The sequence below is a fragment of the Streptomyces sp. iso_384 genome, from assembly GCF_056172905.1.
Genome location: NZ_JBWBTT010000001.1, coordinates 4,880,456 through 4,901,557 on the forward strand (window position 1 = coordinate 4,880,456; position 21,102 = coordinate 4,901,557).

Genomic DNA, 21,102 nt, shown 5'->3' on the forward strand with positions numbered 1-21,102 from the left:
TGTCCGGCCCCGCCGCGCCCGTTTCGAACACCGTCCCGGGGCCCGGGGCACGGCCCCGGCGGGGCGGGCCGGCCGGAACGCCCGGTCCCGTTCGCGGACCAGGCGCCCGGGCCGGTCGCCGTCAGCCCAGGAGGACGGGGAAGGCGGCCATGTCGTTCTGCGTCATCACCGGAAGCCTGGTGATCTCCTCGTCCGGGACGGCGAGGCGGAGTCCGGGGAAGCGGCCGAACAGGGCGGGCAGCGCGATACCCGCCTCGACGCGCGACAGGGCCGCGCCGGGGCAGATGTGCGGGCCGTGGCCGAAGGTCATGTGGCGGTTGCGGGTGGGCCGGGTGATGTCGAACGCGTCGGCGTCGGGGCCGTGCTGCTCGGTGTCGCGTCCGATGGCCCGGTAGGAGATGACGACTCCTTCGCCCTTGCGGATCACCTCGTCGCCGACGGCCATGTCCTCGGTGGCGAACCGCATCAGCAGATGGGTGGTGGGGGTGTCCCAGCGCAGCGTCTCCTCGACCACCGCGTCCCAGCCGATCTCTCCGGCGAGCACCGCGCGGAGCTGGTCGGGGTGGGAGAGCAGAGCCCGCACGGCGTTGAGGACGAGGCCGATGGTGGTCTCGTGCCCGGCGGCGACCATGGCCTTGAGGTTGCCCACGACCTCTTCCTCGGTGAGCGGGTCGCCGCCCTCCTCGGCCAGGATCAGCGCACTGGTGAGGTCGTCGGTGGGCCGGGCGGTCTTCTCCCGGACGAGGTCGGTGTAGAAGACGTCCAACTCGGCCAGCAGAGCGAGGCGTTCGTCCTGCGGGGTGAGCATGGAGAAGAACGCCTTGTACTGCCGGGTGAGCATGGCGTGCTGGGACTCGTCGACACCCATGAGCATGCCGACGACCTTCATCGGCAGCGGCTGGGCGAACACCGCCTTCAGGTCGACGACGCCGTCCTCGCCCTGTGCGGCGTCGAGGGCGTCCAGCAGTTCCTCGGTGAACTTCTCGATGTCCGAGCGGATCGCCTCCAGGCGGCGGGGGGTCAGCGCCTGCGAGGTCTTGGTGCGCAGCCGCCGGTGCTCGGACCCGTCGACGGTGAACATGGAGCGCCCGGCGTCGATCATGCCGATCAGCGGCCATGCGCGTGTCACCACTCCGCTCTGCCACGGGCCCCAGGCGTCGATGTCCTTCACCAGCCGCGGGTCCACGAGCAGTTGGCGTGCCTCGGCGTGCCGGGTGACCGTCCAGGCCGGCACGCCGAGCAGGTCGATCCGGGCGAGGACCCCGGCGTCGCGCAGCCGCGCGGTCTCGCCGTCCAGGTCCTGGACCATGGGGTCGATGGTGATGACCCCGGCGCTCCGGTCGGCTTGTGCGGCTTCGGCGTGCGGGCAGTTCACCATGCGTCTCCTGTCGTGCGTACGGGGGTGAAGCGGACGGGCAGCGCGGTCGTCCCGCGCAGGAACGCGGACGGCCGGCGGACCAGTTCGGCGGCGGGTACGGCCAGTTCGATGTCGGGCAGCCGGTCCAGCAGCACCTCGATGCCGGTACGGGCGATGATCTCGGCGATCTCCTGGGCGGGGAAGGGGCAGCGGTACTCGCCGTGGCTGAACGCCAGATGCGCGCTGTTGCCGCCCTGCCCGGAGCGTACGGCGGAGGCGGTGACCTGCTGTCGGATGTGCGGGTCGGCGTTGGCGGCGCCGAGGCCGAGGAGCAGCATGTCGCCGCGGGCGATGTTCCGGCCGCCGAGCCGGCTGTCGCGGGCGGCCCAGCGGCCGGCCAGGATCTGGGTGGGTCCGTCCTCCCAGAGCACTTCGTTCATGGCCTCGGCGACACTGTGCCGGCCGCCGGACAGGGCGTCGGCGAACTGGTCCTCGGTGAGCATCAGCCGGGTGGAGTTGCCGATCCAGTCGGCGGTGGTCAGGTGCCCGGCCGCCGTGATGGCCATCAGGTCGAGCGCGTACTCCTCGTCGGTGAACGGTTCGGGGTGGGCGAGCATCCGCGAGGTCACGTCGTCGCCGGGCCGCGCCCGCTTGGCCGCGACGAGCCGGTGCATGTGCTCTCCGAAGCGCTGATGCGCATTCTGTGCGTCGGGCCCGCCGTCGGCTAGGTCCTTGAGCACGCGCGCGATGTCGGTGCCCTCGTCGTCGGGGAAGCCGACGAGCCGGGCGAGCACCAGGACGGGCAGCGGCTCGGCGAACTCGGCGACGAGGTCGGCGGTGCCCCGGCTGCACACGGCGTCGATGAGCCGGTCGGCCAACTGCTCGCAGTGCTGCCGGATCTCGAAGGGGTCGGCACCTTCGAGGGCCGGTACGACCATCTCGACGTGCCGGCGGTGCTCGGCCCCGGCGGTGAAGTAGATCGACGGCATGGGGGTGCCCACCATGGGCAGCAGCGGCCAGTCGGCGGGGATGTTCTCCCACTGGTTCCACAGCGATACGTCCCTGGGGTACAACTCCCCGTCGCTGGTGACCTGGTGGAGTTCCCGGTAGCCGATCACCAGCCAGGCGGGGAAGCCGCCGGGCAGCTCGGCCGGGACGACGGGCCCGTGTTCGCGCCGCATGGACCGGTAGAGCGCCTGCGGTTCGGCGGTGAAGCCGGGTCCGCCGAGCTGGACGGCGCCCGTGGCGGCGCCCATGGGGCAGCCTCCGCCGCCGGTCGTGGACGCGGGCATGGCGGACGAGGGGTTCGTCATCGTACGGACTCCAGTGGCGACGGCTTCGCGCGTTGTGACCATACGATCAACGCGGCACCACTATAAGGAGGTTTCGTGAACCCTTGGAGGGCTTGAGCGATCATTTTCGACCGGCCGTGGAACGGTTCGGTATGGTTCGGTTTACTCTCCCCTTTTCCCCGGGGTGAAGGCCACCTGTACGGTCCACTGTCCGGTGCGGAGCGTCAGACCGTCCGTCAGATCCTTCGACCGCTCCAGGTCGGTCAGCCACAGGTTGACGGCCGAGCCCAGGAGCACCGGGTCGAGCGCGGGTCGCCTGGCGCCCCAGGCGCGTTCGGTGCGCGCCTCCAACTGCCGCCCGCCGCGCAGCTGGACGAGGCAGCGGGTCTCGTCCAGCCGGGCGACCAGGACGTTGAGGTTCTCGTGGCGCCGGGCCGCGTCCGCGATCCAGTCGAGCGCGGCCACCTCCGCGTCCTCGACCGTACGGGCCAGCACCTCCGCGGCGTTCGGCCAGTGGGGGTGGTTCTCCTCGGTGGTGACGGCGTAGAAGCCGAGCGCCTCCGTGTGGTGCCCGGCGACCAGAGGCCGCCGCCGGACCTCGGCCACGCCCCAGGCGTCGTGCGTCCCGGTCACGTCGTACGCCGTGACCTGCGCCCTGCGCACCGGTTCGGGCGCCGGTACGGGAACGGGCCGCGGCGCTTCCCGGGGAGCGCGGACCCCGCGCCCGGCGAGGAACTCGTACATCCGGGCCCGCGTCACCTCACCGGAGGTGTCGACCGACGCGAGCTGCCCGTCGACCACCGGCCTCAGCGCCGCCGGGTCGTGCCGGCGCGCCGCGTCCAGCAGCTGCTCGAGAACGTCCCCGTCGGGGTCCAGGCGCGGCGCGCCCCGGGCGAACGCGGCGGCGGGCGAGAGGGGGTCCAGCTCGTCGAGGCCGGTGGCCGCGAGCAGCGTGACGCGGTCCGCGGCTGCCGAGTAGAACGACGTACTGCCGTGATCGCCGACCACCCAGTCACTGGCCACCACCGCGGCGCGCCAGCCCTCCTGGGGCGGAATGACCATGAGCCCGGCGTCCATCGCGGCCCCGAGCCGCTCCAGCACACCGGCGTGGGTGTGCCGGGCCCACACGTTGGGGTGGAAGACGGCCGCGACGGCGAACTCGTCGGCCGGGAGCGAGGCGACCAGCCGCAGCGGCAGCTCCGGATGGAGCCCGAGCAGCGAGTGCTCGCTCCAGGTGGAGTGCACGACGACCAGCCGCCGCCCGTCGACCGCACCGAGCCGCGAGCGGTACCGGTCCCGGTGGGACATGCTCGCGATGATGCGCTGGAAGCACCAGTCGCCGACGGCCAGGGCGTACGGAACGGCCTCGGGGCAGGTCTCGGCGAGCCGGTCGATCTGCCCCTGGTGGGAGACGCCGATCGCCTTCGGGACCACCTTCCCCCGCCACATCAGCTCCCGACGCGACAGCCCGGCGGGGGCGAGGGCGTCACCCGTCGACTCGGTGACGAGGCGGTTGTACCCGGCGCCGTGCGGCAGCACCATCAGCGGGGCGTCGAGGCGGCGCATCGTCGGATGCACCGAACAGCTCACGGCCAGGTCGAAGGAGCGCCGGGTCGCCTCCTCCCAGCTCAGCACATGGATCCCGAGGCCGGAGAGATAGGTGTCGAGCCCGTCCGCGAACGCCGAACCCGGGTTGACCGTGTAGTACTTCTCGATGCCGTCCTCGCTGCGCAGCAGATGCATCACGTCCGCCACCCGGGTGGCGGACGTGAGCGTCCGGGCCACTCCGAGCACCTCGGCCTTCGGCGGATCCCAGGTGTTCCAGCGGGACGGGGCCGACCGGCCGGAACGACGGAACCAGCCGGACGGGCGGCTCAGCAGTGATGACACCGAGGACAACGCGTGGCTCCGGGGGAGGCAAAGGGACAGGGAGAAGAGTAGGCGGAGGCTCAGGCCGTCGGCGCGACCGGTGGCCTCAGCCCCATGGTCGCTCGCAGCGTGGCGAGCTTCTCCTCGCAGGCGGCCCGCAGCGGCCGGTCCTCGGCCCGGTCGGCCAGCGCGGTGAGCAGTTCGAGCGCCTGGTCGAGCTTGGCGAACTGTCTGAGCCCGGCCGCCGCGTCGGCCGCCTCGCCCGCGGCGGCCACCGCCCGGTCCAGCGCGCCCAGCCCGGCGAAGGCGTGCGCCCGTACGAGGTCGATCCGGGGCAGCATGGGTTCGTCGCCGGTGGTCCGGGCGGTCGCGGCCGCCTCGTCCAGCACGTCGAGGGCGTCGGCCCACCGCTCCCCCGCTACCAGCGCCTGGGCCACGTTGTAGCTCTGCACGACGATGCCGTGCGGGTCGGGGACAGCACGGTTGGCCGCCAGCGCGCGTTCGAAGAGCTCCCGCGCCTCCTCGGCCCGCCCGCGCGCCGCCCCGGGCGACTCCTCCGACCGGCCGCGCGCCAGGGCGATGAGCCCGCGGCTCTCCTGGACGACCCCGCTCAGCCGCGGGTCGCCGGCCAGCCCCAGCAGGTCGACCGCGGCGTCGAGCTGGGACTCCGCGCGGTCGAGGTCGCCCAGCTCGTAGGCGGCCCGGGCGACCTGGTTCCGCATCCTGACCTCGACATCGGGGCGCGCCTCGTGCTGGGCCGCCTCGATGCCGAGGAGGCCCGACTCGACGCAGTCCGCGAGGTGTTTACGACTGTGGTAGAGCGCCCACAGCGATTCGCAGAGCCGCCACGCCTCCTCGTACCAGCCTTCGTCGACGGCGACCCGGACGACGGCCCGGAGGTTGACGCGCTCCGCGTCGAGCCACTCCAGGGCCTCGGCCCGGCCGGTGAACAGCGTGCCCCGCACGGCGAGTTCGGAGAGCGGACGGCCCGGCGGCGGCTGGATCCGGAACCGGTCGCCCAGCACCAGCGCGTCGCCATGGGCCGCCGCGTCGGCGTAGAAGTCCACGACGAGCCGCAGGACGGCCCGCCGCCGCTCCTCGGGCAACGCCCTTGCGCGAAGCCGGGCATGGGCCCGCACCACGTCGTGCAGCCGGTAGCGGCGGGGCCGGTCCGACGACTCCACCAGGACCGCGAGCCGGCAGGAGAGCAGCTCACCGAGGCCCTCGTCGACCCGGGTGGCGCCGGCGGCCGTTTCAGCAGATCGGCCGTGGCCGTCGTGCCGGGCAGGACGCCCAGGAGGTCGTAGAGGTGCCGGGTGTGTCCGGCCACCCCCGCCACCACCGAGTCCAGCACCGCGTCGACGGCCTCGCCCACACCGCCCTCATCGGTCCCTCCACCCACACCCATGGTCACCGCCATCGCCTCCCGTACGCCGTAGTCGCCCGTTCCGTGCCGCCCGGCCGTCAGATCACGCACCACGTCTTCGAGGGTCAGCTGCGGCCGGGCGGCCAGCCACTCCAGCGCCGCCCGCAGCGCCAACGGGTGCCCCGCGCAGAGCCGCACGACATCGGCGGCCGTCCCCTCGTCCGCGTCGGCATGCCAACGGCGTACGAGCTCAGTCCCCGCCGCCTCGTCCAGCGGGGCGACATCGATGAGCACGGCCCCGTCCATCAGCAGCGACGGCAGGACCCGGCGCCCGGTCGCCACGAGCAGCCCCTGCGGCGGCACCAGGGCCCTCGTCTCCGGGGCGTGCTGGACGTCGTCCACCTTCACCAGGAGGCGGAGGGTGGCGGCGACGCTGCGGAAGAGCGCCGTCCGTTCGGCGAGTCCGCCGGGCACGTAGTCCTTGTGGACCTTGAGGGCGCGCAGGAACTCCCCGAGCACCGCGGCGAGGTCGACCGCTCCGTCCCGGCGGTGGTCCGCCAGGTCGACGTAGAGCTGACCATCGGGAAAGAGCTGGTGCAGCTCGCGCCGGACGGCCTGGGCGACGAGCTGTGTCTTGCCGACCCCGCCTACCCCGACCACCAGCACGACGCCCGGCTCCGGTCCGGCGGCCAGGGACAGGGCCGCGTCCCGCAGATCGGCCAGTTCCTCCGTCCGGTTGACGAACACCCGGCTGGGCATGGGCCCCTGGCTCGGCGGGACGTCCGGCGGGGGCGTGGGCAGCTGGATGCCCTCGATGTGCTGCGCCATCAGGACGGGCCCGACGATGACGGCGTCCCCCGACACCGTGTTGTACGCCGCGTGGGACGCGGCCCCGCCGCCGTCGGTACCGAAGCTGTTCAACCCGTCTCCTTCCGCCGGTGCGACCACCTCGCGCAGGTGAAACGCGCCGGTTCCCTTCCCGGCTTCCGTGTTCCGGAACCCGCCCCGGCCTCGCACTGTATCCGCGCTCTACGATCGGAGGCGTGTGCGCAGACGTCATAGTTGCCGAGGACGACGAGAAGCAGGCCGAACTCGTACGCCGCTATCTGGAACGGGAAGGACACGCCGTACGGATCGTGGGCGACGGCCTCGCCGCGCTCGACGCCGTCCGGCACCAGGAGCCCGATCTGCTCGTCCTCGATGTGATGATGCCCCGGGCCGACGGCCTGGACGTGGTGCGGGTGCTGCGGGCCGAGGACCGCGGACTGCCGGTGCTGATGCTGACCGCCCGGTCGACCGAGGACGATCTCCTGCTCGGCCTCGATCTCGGCGCCGACGACTACATGACCAAGCCCTACAGTCCGCGCGAGCTGATGGCCCGCGTCCGTACGCTGCTGCGGCGGGCCCGGCGGCCGCTCGCCCCGGAGCCGGTGGCCGAGGACCCCGTCCTGCGCGTCGGCGCCCTCGTGGTCGACCCGGAGCGGCACGAGGTGTCGGTGGGCGGCGCGACGGTGGAGTGCACCCCGGGCGAGTTCCGGATCCTGGCGGCCCTGGCGGCGGAGCCGGACCGGGTGTTCAGCCGTCAGCGGCTGCTGGAGGAGCTCCACGGCTTCGACCGCTACATCAGCGCCCGGACGGTCGACGTGCACGTCATGAACCTGCGCAAGAAGATCGAGCGGGCCCCGCGCCGGCCGGAGCGGCTGCTCACGGTCTTCGGCGTCGGCTACAAACTCACCGACCCGGAGAAGGCCGCCCGGCGTGCGTAGGACGCGCGGCGGGGGCGATGGGGTGGCGGCCGGAAAGGGACGTGGCGGCCGGGCGCGGCTGCCGCTGCGCCGGAGCCTGCTGGGGCGGCTGCTCGCGGTTTCGGCGCTGGTGGCCGCGTGTTCGGTGGCGGCCACCGCCTGGATCGCCGTGCAGACCACCTCGGGCGCGATCAAGCAGGAGCAGGGGCAGAACCTCACCGCGGACGCCCGGATCTACGACACCCTGCTGGAGTACGCCGCCCGCAACCCGACCTGGGACGGAGTCGGCGCGACCGTGCGGGAGCTGGCCCGGGAGTCGGGCCGCCGGGTCGCCCTGACGACGCAGAGCCGGCAGCCGCTCGCCGACTCCGCCACCGCGGCGACCGCCCCGGCGCTCCCGCCGCAGGCGTCCGCCGTGGTCGACCCGTTGTCCGTGGACACCGTCCTGGCGGCGCGCGGCACCGACGGGCAGCGCACCGCGGCCGACCGGATCGATCCGCGGGCGGTGGGTCCGTTCCGGCTGTCGACGGCCGACAGCACGGCGTTGCGACGGATCGCCGACGCCAAGGTGGCGTGCCTGAACCGGGCGGGGATCGCCTCCGACGTGGTGGTCGGCGCGAGCGGCCGGCCCCGGGTGCAGATCGTGGGCAACGATCCCGAACGCGCTCTGGGCACCCGTTGCGATCTGGCCGCGCTGGACACGCCGACCCGTTCGGAACAGAAGGCGCTCGACGCACTCACCGCACTGGCCGACGCCTGTCTGAAGCGCCAGGGCCGCGAGGGCGTGCGACTGAACAACGATCTGTCCTGGGGCGATCCGGCCGCCGTGGAAGTACCGGGCGAAGCCGGGCCGCTGTCGCCACGGCCGGAGCCGGCGCCGCGCGACGTCCCCGCGGCGGAGACCGCGCCGTCCGTCGTGCCGCAGGAGCGCACCGGGGAGAACGACCGGGCCATCGCGTCCTGTGTGGGCACGGCCCGCAGCGAACAGCTCAGTTCGTACGTGGCCTCCCCCGCCCTCCTCTTCATCGGCGACGAGGGCGGCGCGACGCTGCCCGGCTTCGACCTCTCCCCCGCGAACACGGCCAAGATCGCCGGAGCCGCGGCGCTCGTGCTGGCCCTCACCGTGGGCGCGTCGGTGTTCGCGGGCACCCGGCTCGTGCGCCCGCTGCACGCGCTGACCGGAGCGGCGCAGCGGATGCGGGACGGGGAACAGCCGGCGTCGGTGCCCGTGTCGGGGGACGACGAGGTCGGACGGCTGGCCGCCGCGTTCAACGACATGTCCGCGCACCGGGCGCGGCTGGAGGAACAGCGCAAGGCCATGGTGAGCGACGTCGCCCATGAGCTGCGCACCCCGCTGAGCAACATCCGGGGCTGGCTGGAGGCCGCCCAGGACGGACTCGCCGACCCCGACCCGGCGTTCGTCTCCTCGTTGCTGGAGGAGGCCGTGCAGCTCCAGCACATCATCGACGACCTCCAGGACCTGGCCGCGGCCGACGCCGGGGTGCTGCGGCTGCATGCCGTATCCGTCGGGATCCGGGAGCTGCTGAGCCAGGTCGCCGCCGCCCATCAGGCCCGGGCGGAGAACGCGGGCGTCACGCTCACCGTCGCGGTCGCGGCCACCGGCCCGGAACCGGCCCTGCGCGCGGACCCGGTCAGGCTCCGGCAGGCGGTGGGCAACCTGGTGTCCAACGCCGTACGGCACACACCGGAGGGCGGGCGGGTGACGCTGAGCGCGTACGCCTCCGAGGGCGGCGATGAGGGCGACGACGAGGGGAAGGCGTGCGACGGCACGGTGGTGATCGAGGTGCAGGACACCGGCTCCGGCATTCCCGCCGAGGATCTGCCGCACGTCTTCGACCGGTTCTGGCGCGCCGAGAAGTCCCGCAGCCGCCGCACGGGCGGCAGCGGACTGGGCCTGGCCATCGTCCGCAAGCTGGTCGAGGCGCACGGCGGCACGGTGGAGGCGACGAGTACCGAGGGCGAGGGATCGACGTTCGCTCTCCGGCTGCCCGCCGGAACGGAGCCTTCCGGCCCCTGATGGGATGACCACAGCGTTCTGACAGCTTCTTCATATCTCCACGCCAGCCTGGCCGCATGCCCCGTCCCCGGTGCGCACCCGCATCCGGGACCGTCATGGGGCCGAGTATGGAATGGAGCCATCCGTATGACCGCTTTGATCTCTCGCCCCACCCTGCGTGCGGCCGTCCTCGCCGCTGTCGCGGCCGGAGCGGTGCTGGTCCCGTCCGCCGCCGCCTTCGCCGACGCCTCCCCGAAGCCGTCGGAGCCCGCCGTGGCCACGCCCGCCCCGGAGCGGAGCGAGGCCGCCGCGGAAGCCCCGAGGGACGCCGCCCCGTCGGCCGTCCCGCGCGGCGGCGTGGCGGCGGGCGACCGCCCGGCGCCCGCGGCGAAGGAGGCCGCACCGTCGGTCACGCCGCGCGGCGGCGTGGCGGCGGGCGACCGCCCGGCGCCCGCGGCGAAGGAGGCCGCACCGTCGGTCACGCCGCGCGGCGGTGTCGCCGCCGGTGAACGTCCCGCAGGCAGCGGCGACAACAGCACCGCGGTGCTGGCCGGTTCGGTGGCCGGGGCCGCGCTGCTCGCGGGCGCGGGCACGATCGTGCTGCGCCGCCGCTCGGCGGCCGGCCACAACGGCTGACCTGCACCGCGCACCACCGCTGACCGTGGCGCCGCCCCGCACCGGGGCGGCGCCACACCCACTCACGCCCCTTCCTCCTCCCACCCGACCCCACCCCGATCCCGGAGCCCTCTGTGCCGTCGCCGTCGCCGTCCCGTACGCCCCACCGCTTCCGGCGGACCGCCGCCCTGCTGACGGCCGTCGCGGCCTGCGTCGCCCTGGCCGGCTGCTCGTCCGCCGAGCCCTCCGCAGCCACCGCCGCCGCCCCCTCCGCGTCGGCGCGGGACGCGGCGGGCTCCGGGCCGGCCACGCCGCCCCGGACCGATGAGCCGGAGCGGCCGGCTCCCACCGAGGTCTCCATCCCCTCGATCGGCGTACGGAGCACCCTCATGGAGCTGGGTCTCAACGCGGACGGCACGGTCGAGGTCCCGCCCGCGGAGCAGGGCATGACGGCCGGCTGGTACAGCGGCGGGTCCACGCCCGGCGCACCGGGGCCCGCCGTGCTGATCGGCCACAACGACACCCGCTTCGGCCGGGCCGTCTTCCACGACCTCAAGAAGATCCACGAGGGCGCCGAGGTGCTGGTCCGCGACGGGACGGGGAGGACTCTGCGCTTCACGGTCACGGGCAAGGAAGCGGTCAGCAAGAAGGCGTTCCCCACCGAGAAGGTCTACGGCCCGACGAAGGACAGCACGCTGCGGCTCATCACGTGCGACGGGGAGTTCGACGCGGAGGGCCATCCGGTCGACAACCTCATCGTGTACGGCGCCCTCGTCCGGTAGGCGGCGTGTTCGGTCCGGGAATCCGGATGGCGGCCGTCCGGACAGACTCGTGCCATCCGATGTCTACCCGTGGGTAACTGCCGCTGCTTTGATGGGTGGCACCCGGTACGCCCCCCACCTACCCGCAGGAGATTCCGTGCCGAACACCGCGTTCCGCCGTCTGACCGGCGTGGCCCTGTCCGCCACTCTCGCGTCCGTCACCCTGGCCGTGAGCACACCGCAGGCAGCGGCTGCCGAGACCCCCGCGCTGCGGGTGCTCTCGTACAACGCGTTCCTCTTCAGCAAGAACCTCTACCCCAACTGGGGCCAGGACCACCGAGCGGCCGAGATCCCGAAGACCTCGTTCTTCCAGGGCAACGACGTCGTGGTGATCCAGGAGGCCTTCGACAACAGCTCCTCCGACGCGCTGCTGCGGAACGCCGCCGCCCAGTACCCGTACCAGACCCCGGTGGTCGGCCGGAGCAAGAGCGGCTGGGACGCGACGGGCGGTTCGTACGCGGCGGCGACGCCGGAGGACGGTGGCGTCACCATCCTGAGCAAGTGGCCGATCGTGCGCAAGGAGCAGTACGTCTACAAGGACGCGTGCGGCGCCGACTGGTGGTCGAACAAGGGTTTCGCGTACACGGTGCTGAACGTCAACGGCGCCCGGGTCCACGTCGTCGGCACCCACGCCCAGTCCACCGACCCCGGCTGCTCGGCGGGCGAGGCCGCCCAGATGCGCAGCCGGCAGTTCAAGGCGATGGACGCGTTCCTCGACGCGAAGAACATACCGGCATCGGAACAGGTCGTCGTCGCGGGCGACTTCAACGTCGACGGGCACTCGGCGGAGTACGCCTCGTTCCTCGCCGACGCCGGCCTCACCGCACCGGACGCGCGGACGGGCCACCCGTACTCCTTCGACACCCGCGACAACTCCATCGCCTCCGAGCGCTACCCCGACGACCCGCGCGAGGACCTGGACCATGTCCTGCACCGCGCGGGCCATGCCAAGCCGTCGGGCTGGAAGAACGATGTGATCAAGGAGGAGAGCGCCCCCTGGACGGTGTCCAGCTGGGGCACCAGCTACACGTACACGAACCTCTCCGACCACTACCCGGTGATCGGTTCCGGCCGGTAACCGCACCATGACGCCGCCGTCCCCTTCCGCCCCGCGCCAAAGGGGACGGCGACATCGCCCGGACCCTGCCGACATATCGTGGCCGGCGCTTGCGTCCGGGAGCGCGAGAGGGCCGGTATGAACGAGGGTCAGGCCCAGTGGATACGGGTGCCTGTCGGCGACGAAGCGGCACGCTGGGCCACGCCCGCGCTCCCGGTACGTCCGCCGCGCCTTCGTCGCAGGGGCCGATGCCGTCGAAGACGGTGTACGCCTCGTCGAAGCAGTCGTACGCGTCCGCGAAGCGCCACTGCCGCACGACGGCTTCCGGAGCGGTCGGGGATGCTGGTGCGGGAACGGACGAAGCACACCGAAGGAGTACCCGTGAGAGATCCGCAGCAGCCGTTCACGCTCATCCCGGGAGCTGCCGACTCACCGGTCCTCCTGCACGTACCGCACGGATCCCGCCACCTCCCCCACCAGGTACGCGCCGGCATCGCGTTGGACGGTGCCGCCCTGGAACGCGAGCTCGACCACATCACCGACGCCCACACCGCCGAACTGGCCGCCGCGGCGGCGAGGGCCGCGCCGTCCGCCCCGTGGCGCTTCGTCAACAACCTCTCCCGGCTGGTCGTCGACCCGGAACGCTTCCCGGACGAGCGGGAGGAGATGCTCGCCGCCGGCATGGGCGCCGTCTACACCCGCACCACCCACCGCGAGCCGCTCCGCCCGCCGGGGACGGACCCGGGCCCGCTGCTGGAGGCGTACTTCCACCCGTACGCCGAGGCGATGACGGCGGCGGTCGAGGCGCGCCTCGCCGCCGCGGGCCGCGCGGTGATCATCGACGTCCACTCGTACCCGACCGCGCCCCTCCCCTACGAACTGCACGGCACGGGCCCCCGCCCACCCGTCTGTCTGGGCACCGACCCGTTCCACACCCCGCCCGGGCTCCTCGCGGCGGCGGAGAAGGCGTTCGGCGGTCGCGTCGGCCACGACGGCATCGGGCACGACACACCGTTCGCCGGTACGTACGTTCCGCTCCGGCATTACGGAACGGACCGCCGGGTCAGCGCGCTGATGATCGAGATCCGTCGCGACACGTACATGAGTGAGCCGGGCGGCCACGCGGGGCCGGGGCTCGACATGCTGGCCGGGGCGCTGGCGGAGCTGGTGGGGCTCGTCGGGCCGGTGTGATCGTTCCGGCCGCCGCGCGCTCGTGCACCCGTGATTGCGTACGCGCGCGAGCGCCCCGGCCCCGGCGCCGAGGCAGGAGCCGGGGCTGGGACCGGGGCGCCGTTGTCCGCCGCTACGCCTTGCGAAGGCGGCCGATGATGCCGTTGAGGTCGTCCTCGAAGATGCGGCGGTCGACATAGTGGCCGCCTCCCCGCTCACGCCACTCGTGGTGGATGCCCGCGCGGTCGAGGAAGCCGCGGAACTCCCGCTGCGTCTCCAGCACGCCGACCTCGTTGAACGTGTCGAACCAGTTGACCGGGTCGGGGCTGGTGCCGGCGGCCAGGAAGATCCGCTTGCCCCGGTAGCTCTCCAGCCGCTCGATCGGGTTGTCCGCGGTGACCCTCGCCTGGTCCCAGAACGGCGCGCCGTAGATGGTGCCGCCGCCCAGTTCGACGGCGGCGGACGAGGCATTGGCCCAGTGGGTGACCGCGCCGTTGACTCCGGCGACGGGGCCGCGCAGGCTGGCCGGGCCGGAGTGGGAGCTCACCGAGGCGAAGTGGCCCCAGTACTTGGCCGCGTACTTCAGGGCGCCGAAGCCGCCCATCGAGAAGCCGGAGACGGCCCGGCCGTCGAATTCGGCGTACGTCCGGAAGTTGGCGTCGATCCACGGGATCAGCTGCTCGATGTGGAAGTGCTCCCAGTTGCGGGGGCCGACGTTGGTGCTGACCGGGTTGGAGTACCAGCCCGCGCGTCCGCCGTCGGGCATCACCACGATGATCGGCTTGCCCGCGGTGATCGCACGGATCTCCCTGCGGTCCCAGGAGATGAAGTCCTCCTCGCCGCCGTGGAGCAGATAGAGGACCGGGTAGGTGCGCCCGCTTCCGTGGTAGCCGTCGGGGAGCAGGACGTTGACGGCGGGCGCCCAGCCGATCGCGGCGGTCTCGAAGCGGTAGTACCACATGCGGGGGTCGTGCTCCATGCGGTCGACGATGCGCAGTCCGAAGCCGTCACCGGCCGCGGCCCCCCGGGTGGCCGCGGTCGCCGACGACGCCGACGCGAGGACGCCCGCGCCACCGAGGGCCATGGCCGCGGAGACCCCTCCGACGGCCCGGAGGACGTTCCTGCGGGTGGGCGGCTGCTTGTCGTTCAACGTGATCTCCTGTCGCGAGGGTTCATGGTGCGGGTCGGTCAGCTCGTCGAACCGGTATCAGAACCAGCTCTGAAACGCGGTGTCATTGCACGCCCAGGTGCGGAAGCCCAGGCTGCTGTCGTCGATGCACCGGCCGGTGGCCTGGTTCTGGAACCGGATCGAGCCGTCGTTCCATACCTTGACCCACCAGCTCTGCTCAGGGCTGGAGTTGCAGGTCTGCACGGTGCGGAAGCCGTTGGCGGTGTCCTCCATGCAGCGGGCCGTGTTGACGCTCCGCAGTTGGCGCGTGCCGTCGTTCCAGGAGATGACGTTCCACTTCTGCGCGTTGCTGCCGTTGCAGCTCCAGGTGCGGAAGCCGTTGTCGGTGTCGTCGATGCACCGGCCCGTGGCCTGGTTCCGGAAGGACTGGGCGTCGTACAGGCTCACCGGAGCCGCGGCGCCGGCCGACGAGGACGGGGCGCCGGCTGCCAGGGCGGCGGGAGCCTGGACGAGGGACACGAGGGCGGCGATGGCAACAGCCCCGCCCGCAAAGACTTTGCTCGTACTGCGCACGTCTACGCACGCTTCCTTCCCGTGGTCGAACCAACGCCCGATGCCGAAGGTTCCGCTGGTACGCAATGTATTCACCGGCCCCCGTGCCACGGCATCCGGAACGATCCGGAGTGACAGCGCGCGAAGGCCCCCGATGCGCCGGCCCTCAACCGATCTCCACCACCCGCGCCCACAGCGGCGGTCCGGGCGGCACGTAGTCGAGGTTCTCCTCGTCGTGGGAACGCCTCCTGCGCTCACGTGGAAACAGTCCGATGACCGTCCGGCACGCAGGTTGCGAGGACGGCCACGGTGTCTGGCCGTCGGTGAGGACGACGATCGCGTCGGGCCGCGGCTGTGCCCGCAGCGCCCTGGCGAAGCCCGTACGCAGATCCGTTCCGCCTCCGCCCACCAGCGGGATGCCCTCGGCCTGGCAGAGCGGGTGGACGACCCGGGTCGCCGCGTCGCAGGCGAGGACGGTGACGAGGTCGCGGCGGCCGCCCACCGCACGTGAGATGGCGGCGACTTCGAGGAGGGCGCTGCCCAGTTCGGCGTCGCTGACCGAGCCGGAGGTGTCGATGACGACCGAGACCCGGGGCGGTCTGCGGCGCAGGCTCGGCAGGACGACACCGGGCAGCCCGGTGGAGCGACGCGAGGGGCGGCCGTAGGTGTAGTCCTCCCCCGCTCCCGGCCCCGAGGCGGCCGAGCGTACGGCCGCGCCCAGCAACTCCCGCCAGGGCTGCGGAGGATGGAACGCCTCCTCCGCCCACCGCTTCCAGCCCTTCGAGGCGTTTCCCGGCCGGCCCGTGATGCCCTGCGCCACCCGGAAACGGACCGCGTCCTGTTCGTGCGGGCTGAGCCCGTGGGCACCGTCGGGCCCCAGCTCCCATTCCCTCTCCAGCCCGTCCGCGCCGCTTCCGCAGTCCAGCCAGGCGAGGTGCTGGGTGCGCGATCCGAGGCGGAACTGGTACAGGTAGTCCTCCATCAGCTCGCCGGACTGCAGGTGCAGCGTCGACGGGTAGACGGCGCCCTTCGGCCGGGCCAGACCGTCGCCGTACACGTCGTCGTTGATCTCGCAGTCGGCGGCGATGTTCATCCGCAGCCGGTCGCCCGGCGCGGTCAGCCCGCGCTGCCTGGCGACCCGGTCGCTGCGGCCGTGGTGGTCGCGCAGCAGGTGCGACACCTCGTGGACCCAGACACCGGCCAGCTCCTCCACCGGGGTCCGGGCCACGAAGGACGGCGAGACGTAGCACCGCCAGTACCGGTCGACGGCCATCGTCGGGACCTGCCGTGACTCCACGGCGTGCAGGGCGAACAGGGCGGTCGCCAGATAGGGGCGGGCGCGGGCGGCCTGTAGTCGGGCGGCGAAGAGCTTGTCCAGGTCGAGCGCGCCCGGCGCTCCCGTCGTCGTCATCCTCACCGTCCCACCGTCGCCGGGGACTTCGCCTTCGCCGCGACCCGGGCCGCCGCGCGGTCCGCGCGTCCGGACAGGGACACGACGCCCGCGAGCTGCTCGATGGCCGCCGGTACGTCCCAGTCCTCCTGGCGGAGCGCGGCGAGTGTCGTCGCGGGGACGACCACCAGGTCCGGGGCGCCGGTCTCCCGTGCCCGGACGAGCAGCGCCCATGCCGCGTCCCAACGGACCCGGTCCGGGCGGGTGCGCACCGCCGCGACGACCCCGTCCAGTGCGGCCTGGCGGAGATCGCCGCGATCGGGCAGCACCGCCCCCTCCGGGTCGGCGAGGAGGTCCTCCGGGTCGGGAAGGTCCATCCGGTCCAGGCTCGCCAGCAGCTCCAGCCCCGGGCCGTCCCCCACCGTGCCCCTGACCAGCAGGGACAGCACCTCCCTGGAGTACCCGGCGGCGGTCGCGAAGGCGATCAGACTCAGGGTCATGTCCCAGCTGCGCGGGGAGGGCCACGGGCCGCCCCGGCGTGTCTCCGTACTGGGCAGCCGGTGGACGAGCGTGGGCCGGGCGGAGAGCAGCCCGCACACCGCGCGCCGGGCGAAGTCCACGGCTTCGGGCAGCCTCTCGGGGTCGAGACGGGGCAGCGTCGCGCGGGGCCAGGTGCCGGCGAGTCCGCGTACGACGACCTCGTGGTCGTGGGTCCACTGGAGGTGGACGAACCGGTTGGCGAGCGGCGGGCTCAGCTCCCAGCCGTCGGCCGCCGAGGAACGCGGGTTGGCGGCGGCGACGATCCTTACACCGGGCGGGAGTTGGAGGGCACCGATGCGCCGCTCCAGTACGAGACGGAGGAGTGCGGCCTGCACGGCGGGCGGTGCGGTGGACAGCTCGTCGAGGAACAGCAGGCCCTTTCCGGCCCGTACGAGACGGACGGCCCAGTCCGGCGGGGCCATCGGAACCCCCTGTTCGGCGGGATCGTCGCCCACGATGGGCAGCCCGGAGAAGTCGGACGGCTCGTGCACGCTGGCGATGACCGTGGTGAGCGGCAGGTCCAGGGAGGCGGCGAGCTGGGTGAGGGCGGCGGTCTTGCCGATCCCCGGCTCACCCCAGAGCAGCACGGGCAGATCGGCGGAGACCGCCAGGGTCAGCGCCTCCAGCTGGATGTCGGGGCGCGGCTCGGTGGTGGTGTCGCGGAGCAGGCTCATCAGCGCGTCGGCGACGGCGAGTTGGGAGGCAGGAGTGGGGTCCGTGAGCACGGGAGCGGACGGGCTGTTCAAAGACATGGGTGATCACCTGAGGGTATGCGGGAGGGCGAATGAGCACGGGTGCGTACGGTTGCGTACGGGTGTGGGTGCGGGTACGTGTGGTCGGGGAGCGAGGGTCCGCGGGCCCGGGACCCAGGGTCAGCGGACGGCTGTGGGGCGCGAGCGCCGTGCCCGGCGCGGACGGGGGTCGACGATGCGGCGAGCGTCGGAGCGGTGGCGGATGGGGCCGGGCCCGAGCAGGTCGGCGCGGAACAGCCCGTAGGTGATCCGCCGTTGCGCGGCGGCCTCCAGCTCGTCCCGCAGTGGTCCGCTCCTCAGCACCGCTCCAGGCCCGAGCAGCCCCTCGACTACGGCCAGGGCACCGGCGATGTCCCCGTGGTCGAGACGTTCACGTACCCCGGTGAGACAGTCCGGCCGGCGGTGCGCTTCGTCGATGGCCTGGAGGCAGGGCAGCGGAGTGCCGGTCAGGGCGACCAGCAGCTCCTCGCGGCGGATCTCGGCCGGGTCGTGGTCCAGCGGAGCGAGCGCCCCTTCGACCAGGCCGATCCGGTGCTGGGCCCCCCGGCATTCCACGAGGCGCGGCGCCCCGGCCGGTTCGCCGTTACGCGAGCGAGCCGCCGCCCGATCTGCCGCCGCCGGATCCGGCGGCGGCAGATCGGGCACGAGGGCCCGCGCGACCAGCGGGTGCAGCCGGCCGGCCTCGATCGCCCCGGCACGGAGCAGATCGAGGTCGGGCAGCACCCAGGTGGCCGCGTCCGGCAGCACCGGCGCGGTGGACGCACCCGGGTCCGGGGTCACGGCTGCGATCCGCGCGACAGCATTTCCGCCCCCGCCTTCCTCCCCGGCCTCCACGTGCAGGAGAAGCCGCCGCCGACCGCCCAGCCGCACGCCCACCGTTCCGCCCGGTCCCAGCCCCTCGGCCCGGAGCAGGATCGCCGCCTCCGCCGCCCACCGTTCGACTGCGCAGCGACGGTCCGTCGGCACGAACCGCCACGTCTCCGGGTCAACATCGCCGGAAACATGCCGGGGTGACGAACCGTCAACGCCCGATCGGATCCGCAACTCATCGACCCTGCGCGCATCCCACAGATGGCGGTGCAGATCGAGACGGTAGCGCCGGTTGGGATGCGGGTGAGGATGGCGGCGGGCGCCCGGTTCGGTGTGCGACCCGTCCCACAGCGCGAGGCTGATCCGCTGCCCGGCGTCCGCCCAGGCGGGCGGGGTCCGGACGACCAGGTGCAAGGGGCTCGGCCCGTCTCGCTCGGGTGGGTCGTAGCGGGCCAGCGCGATCGTCAGCCCCGGGCGCAGCAGCCCGTGCGGGGCGATTCTCGGCAGATGCCAGCGCAGCAGGTCGGGAGCCAGACGGCGAAGGTCCGCCCGGATCCGGGCGGCGAGCTCCCGGCCGTGGCTGCGCGCCACGGAACGGAGGCGGAAATCGATGTCGACGCCTGCCGCGGCGCACGCTCCTGCCCAGTCCCCGGCCTCACGGCGGGCGGTCGCAGTCTCGATCATCGCGCTCGGCACGGCGAACTCACGTACACGCGGCCAGAACGACGGGAAGAAGGGGGAAGGCGGGAAGGACGGGTGGAAATCCCGATCCGCGGTCGAAGTGAGCATCAGCACTCACCTTGCGCGGACGGGTCCCCCAATCTGTTCATGGAGTGAGTCATCGCGGGGATCCTAACTCCGGTCACCAGGATCTGCCAGAGCTTTTTTCTCCGACGGAGCGGCGCTCGGAGGTCGGCGGGCCATCGGCATCACCCCTGAGCAGCGCTGACGGGCCACTCCGCTGACCGGAACAAGCCGGCTCATCCTGCGCCGCGCGCCCCCGGTGGGCCTGGAACACTCCCACCGGCCGGACTCGTGCCCGACCACGTCGTGGTCGGTCCCCTGCACGTCGACCGTATCCGCACAACCCGGGGGAACCGTGTCACCACGGGCGATCGCCCCGGCATCCCCGCGGCCCGCTTGCGCGGTGACAGCGTTGCCGAGGCGGATGCCGTCAGGCGCCTTCATGGGACTGGAGTCCCGACGAGACATGTCGCGCCGGTGGCTTCACCCCGGCGCGTTCCTCGCACCCGCCCCGGCCCGCAAGGCAGTTCAGGTTCTCGTTCCTGACCGGCACTCGTCTCAGCGCAACGCGCTCATCCCCTGCCACTCGGTCCACGAGAGGTTCCATGCGCCGAATCCGTTCCCGGGCGCGACCACGCCCTTGGTGTCCTTGCCGGTGATCTCGAACGGATCACCCGGCCGCACCTGCCCGTAGAACCAGGCCGCGTCCGCGTCGCTCATGCCGATGCACCCGGAACTCCGGTTGGCCCTGCCGAGATGGCGGGCGTTCCAAGGGGCGGCGTGCGCGTACATTCCCGACCAGGTCAACCGCATGGAGTGATCGACCATCTTGTCGTAGGCGTCGGCGAGACCCACGGTCTCGGAGTTCATGTTGATCGTGCCCTCCTTGGCCATGAGCACGGCGGTCCCTCGCCAGGACCGTTTGTCGCCGCCGGGCGTGCCGCCGGAGACCGGGATCCGGCGGACCGTCCTTCCCTCCCGTACGAGGGAGAGCCGGTGGCGGTCGAGGTCGACCTCGACGATCTGGCGGTCCCCGACGGTGAAGGCCGTCGTGTAGTCGCGTACGAACCAGCCGCCGCCCGCTCCGGAGTCGGTGCCGTTCAGCTCGGCCTTCAGCGTGACCTCGGTCCCCGGCTTCCAGTACGTCCTGGGCCGCCAGTCCACCCGGTCCCGGCCCGACCAGTCGCGCATCCAGCCCCACGAGCCCTCGGTGTCGTTCGAGGTGGTGACCTTGAGCTGTTTCTCGACCTCGGCCCGGTTCTGGACCGGATGGTCGAAGACCAGGGAGATGGGCTGGGCGACGCCGACGGTGGTGCCGGTGCCCGGTCGCCAGTCGACCTTGTTGACCGTGCCGGCCGCCGCCGTGGTGAAGGTGGACCGGACGCTCCGGGCGGTTCCGCCCGCGCTCCGGGTCGCGGCCGTCACCTCGTACGCCGTACCGGGGACGGCCTTACGGTCGGAGACCCAGGACCGGCCGTCGGCGGAGGCCTTGCCGGCGAGCCGGTGGCCCTCGGCGTCGGTGACGGCCACCGAGTTGAGACGGCCGCCCGAGACCGTGACCCGTACGGGCTCACCGGCCGGGACCTGCTTGCCCGTCGGCGTGACGGAGACGGTGACGGGCCGGTCGTCGGGGCTCGGTGTCGCCTCGACGACCGGGGGGCCGGAAGAGGTGCTCGACGAGCAGGCGGCGAGCGGTGCCACCAGAGCGGCCACGACGGCGGCGCGGACGCGGGCGTGGATCAGTACGGGTATGCGTGACGAGCGGGACAACAGGACCTCCGGGAGAGCCGTGAGAGAGCCGGACGAGTCGGCGATGCTGCGACTGTAGAGCCGGAAAACCCCAGTTCAGACGCCCTGGTGCGATGTGACGGAGACT

17 protein-coding genes are annotated in these 21,102 nt (G+C 72.9%); 7 read left to right on the forward strand and 10 right to left on the reverse strand.

Features of this window, described 5'->3' with window-relative positions; translation table 11 throughout:
- Positions 1-121: 121 nt before the first annotated feature.
- From AC0VY3_RS21935 to AC0VY3_RS21950, 4 genes are all read right to left on the reverse strand, one after another.
- Entirely contained in the window at positions 122-1,375 is a 1,254-nt protein-coding gene (locus AC0VY3_RS21935; RefSeq protein WP_475551717.1) for a cytochrome P450 family protein, read from the reverse strand.
- Positions 1,372-2,670: a cytochrome P450 gene (locus tag AC0VY3_RS21940; RefSeq protein WP_475550382.1), complete on the reverse strand. Its 1,299-nt coding sequence runs from the start codon at positions 2,668-2,670 to the stop codon at positions 1,372-1,374. Before AC0VY3_RS21940 ends, AC0VY3_RS21935 begins: the two co-directional genes overlap by 4 nt.
- A 141-nt stretch (positions 2,671-2,811) precedes the next feature.
- Positions 2,812-4,548 carry a hypothetical protein gene (locus AC0VY3_RS21945; RefSeq protein WP_475550383.1) on the reverse strand — a complete coding sequence of 579 codons (1,737 nt, stop codon included), beginning with the start codon at positions 4,546-4,548 and terminating at the stop codon, positions 2,812-2,814.
- Positions 4,549-4,598: 50 nt separating this feature from the next.
- The gene (locus AC0VY3_RS21950) at positions 4,599-5,702 is read right to left on the reverse strand and encodes a hypothetical protein (RefSeq protein ID WP_475550384.1); all 1,104 of its coding nucleotides are present in this window, start codon (positions 5,700-5,702) and stop codon (positions 4,599-4,601) included.
- 134 nt (positions 5,703-5,836) lie between these two features.
- On the opposite strand from AC0VY3_RS21950, the gene AC0VY3_RS21955 reads away from it, so the two are divergent.
- The 7 genes from AC0VY3_RS21955 (at position 5,837) to AC0VY3_RS21985 (ending at position 13,330) form a co-directional block, all read left to right on the forward strand.
- Entirely contained in the window at positions 5,837-6,946 is a 1,110-nt protein-coding gene (locus tag AC0VY3_RS21955) for a hypothetical protein (RefSeq protein ID WP_475550385.1), read from the forward strand.
- Positions 6,928-7,650, forward strand: coding sequence for a response regulator transcription factor (locus tag AC0VY3_RS21960; RefSeq protein WP_181010747.1), 723 nt, complete (start codon positions 6,928-6,930; stop codon positions 7,648-7,650). Before AC0VY3_RS21955 ends, AC0VY3_RS21960 begins: the two co-directional genes overlap by 19 nt.
- 22 nt (positions 7,651-7,672) lie before the next feature.
- Positions 7,673-9,667, forward strand: coding sequence for an ATP-binding protein (locus AC0VY3_RS21965; RefSeq protein ID WP_475551718.1), 1,995 nt, complete (start codon positions 7,673-7,675; stop codon positions 9,665-9,667).
- 135 nt (positions 9,668-9,802) lie between these two features.
- Positions 9,803-10,282, forward strand: coding sequence for a hypothetical protein (locus AC0VY3_RS21970; RefSeq protein ID WP_475551719.1), 480 nt, complete (start codon positions 9,803-9,805; stop codon positions 10,280-10,282).
- A 113-nt stretch (positions 10,283-10,395) separates the two neighbouring features.
- Positions 10,396-11,043 (forward strand): class F sortase, encoded by a 648-nt coding sequence (locus AC0VY3_RS21975; protein WP_475550386.1) that lies wholly within the window; start codon positions 10,396-10,398, stop codon positions 11,041-11,043.
- A gap of 136 nt (positions 11,044-11,179) precedes the next feature.
- A complete protein-coding gene (gene sph, locus AC0VY3_RS21980) occupies positions 11,180-12,160 on the forward strand; it encodes a sphingomyelin phosphodiesterase (protein WP_103508675.1) in 981 nt (326 codons plus the stop codon).
- Between the two features lie 318 nt (positions 12,161-12,478).
- A complete protein-coding gene (locus tag AC0VY3_RS21985) occupies positions 12,479-13,330 on the forward strand; it encodes an N-formylglutamate amidohydrolase (protein WP_181010825.1) in 852 nt (283 codons plus the stop codon).
- 112 nt (positions 13,331-13,442) lie between these two features.
- Here AC0VY3_RS21985 and AC0VY3_RS21990 read toward each other — a convergent pair whose 3' ends face one another.
- From AC0VY3_RS21990 to AC0VY3_RS22015, 6 genes are all read right to left on the reverse strand, one after another.
- A complete protein-coding gene (locus AC0VY3_RS21990; protein WP_242737759.1) occupies positions 13,443-14,459 on the reverse strand; it encodes an alpha/beta hydrolase in 1,017 nt (338 codons plus the stop codon).
- 57 nt (positions 14,460-14,516) lie between these two features.
- Positions 14,517-15,011 carry an RICIN domain-containing protein gene (locus AC0VY3_RS21995; RefSeq protein ID WP_475550387.1) on the reverse strand — a complete coding sequence of 165 codons (495 nt, stop codon included), beginning with the start codon at positions 15,009-15,011 and terminating at the stop codon, positions 14,517-14,519.
- Positions 15,012-15,156: 145 nt separating this feature from the next.
- The gene (locus AC0VY3_RS22000; RefSeq protein WP_475550388.1) at positions 15,157-16,401 is read right to left on the reverse strand and encodes a vWA domain-containing protein; all 1,245 of its coding nucleotides are present in this window, start codon (positions 16,399-16,401) and stop codon (positions 15,157-15,159) included.
- Positions 16,402-16,403: 2 nt separating this feature from the next.
- Positions 16,404-17,672 (reverse strand): AAA family ATPase, encoded by a 1,269-nt coding sequence (locus AC0VY3_RS22005; RefSeq protein ID WP_475550389.1) that lies wholly within the window; start codon positions 17,670-17,672, stop codon positions 16,404-16,406.
- Between the two features lie 120 nt (positions 17,673-17,792).
- Positions 17,793-19,271 carry a hypothetical protein gene (locus tag AC0VY3_RS22010; protein WP_475550390.1) on the reverse strand — a complete coding sequence of 493 codons (1,479 nt, stop codon included), beginning with the start codon at positions 19,269-19,271 and terminating at the stop codon, positions 17,793-17,795.
- 513 nt (positions 19,272-19,784) lie between these two features.
- Positions 19,785-20,996 (reverse strand): L,D-transpeptidase, encoded by a 1,212-nt coding sequence (locus tag AC0VY3_RS22015; RefSeq protein WP_103508669.1) that lies wholly within the window; start codon positions 20,994-20,996, stop codon positions 19,785-19,787.
- Positions 20,997-21,102: the final 106 nt, after the last annotated feature.

Bases quoted from the DNA above. Each gene is read 5' to 3' on its own strand.
- AC0VY3_RS22000 (WP_475550388.1), bottom strand. From the start codon at position 16,401: ATGACGACGACGGGAGCGCCGGGCGCGCTCGACCTGGACAAGCTCTTC.
- AC0VY3_RS21940 (WP_475550382.1), bottom strand. From the start codon at position 2,670: ATGACGAACCCCTCGTCCGCCATGCCCGCGTCCACGACCGGCGGCGGA.
- AC0VY3_RS21985 (WP_181010825.1), top strand. From the start codon at position 12,479: ATGCTGGTGCGGGAACGGACGAAGCACACCGAAGGAGTACCCGTGAGA.
- AC0VY3_RS22010 (WP_475550390.1), bottom strand. From the start codon at position 19,271: ATGCTCACTTCGACCGCGGATCGGGATTTCCACCCGTCCTTCCCGCCT.
- AC0VY3_RS22005 (WP_475550389.1), bottom strand. From the start codon at position 17,672: ATGTCTTTGAACAGCCCGTCCGCTCCCGTGCTCACGGACCCCACTCCT.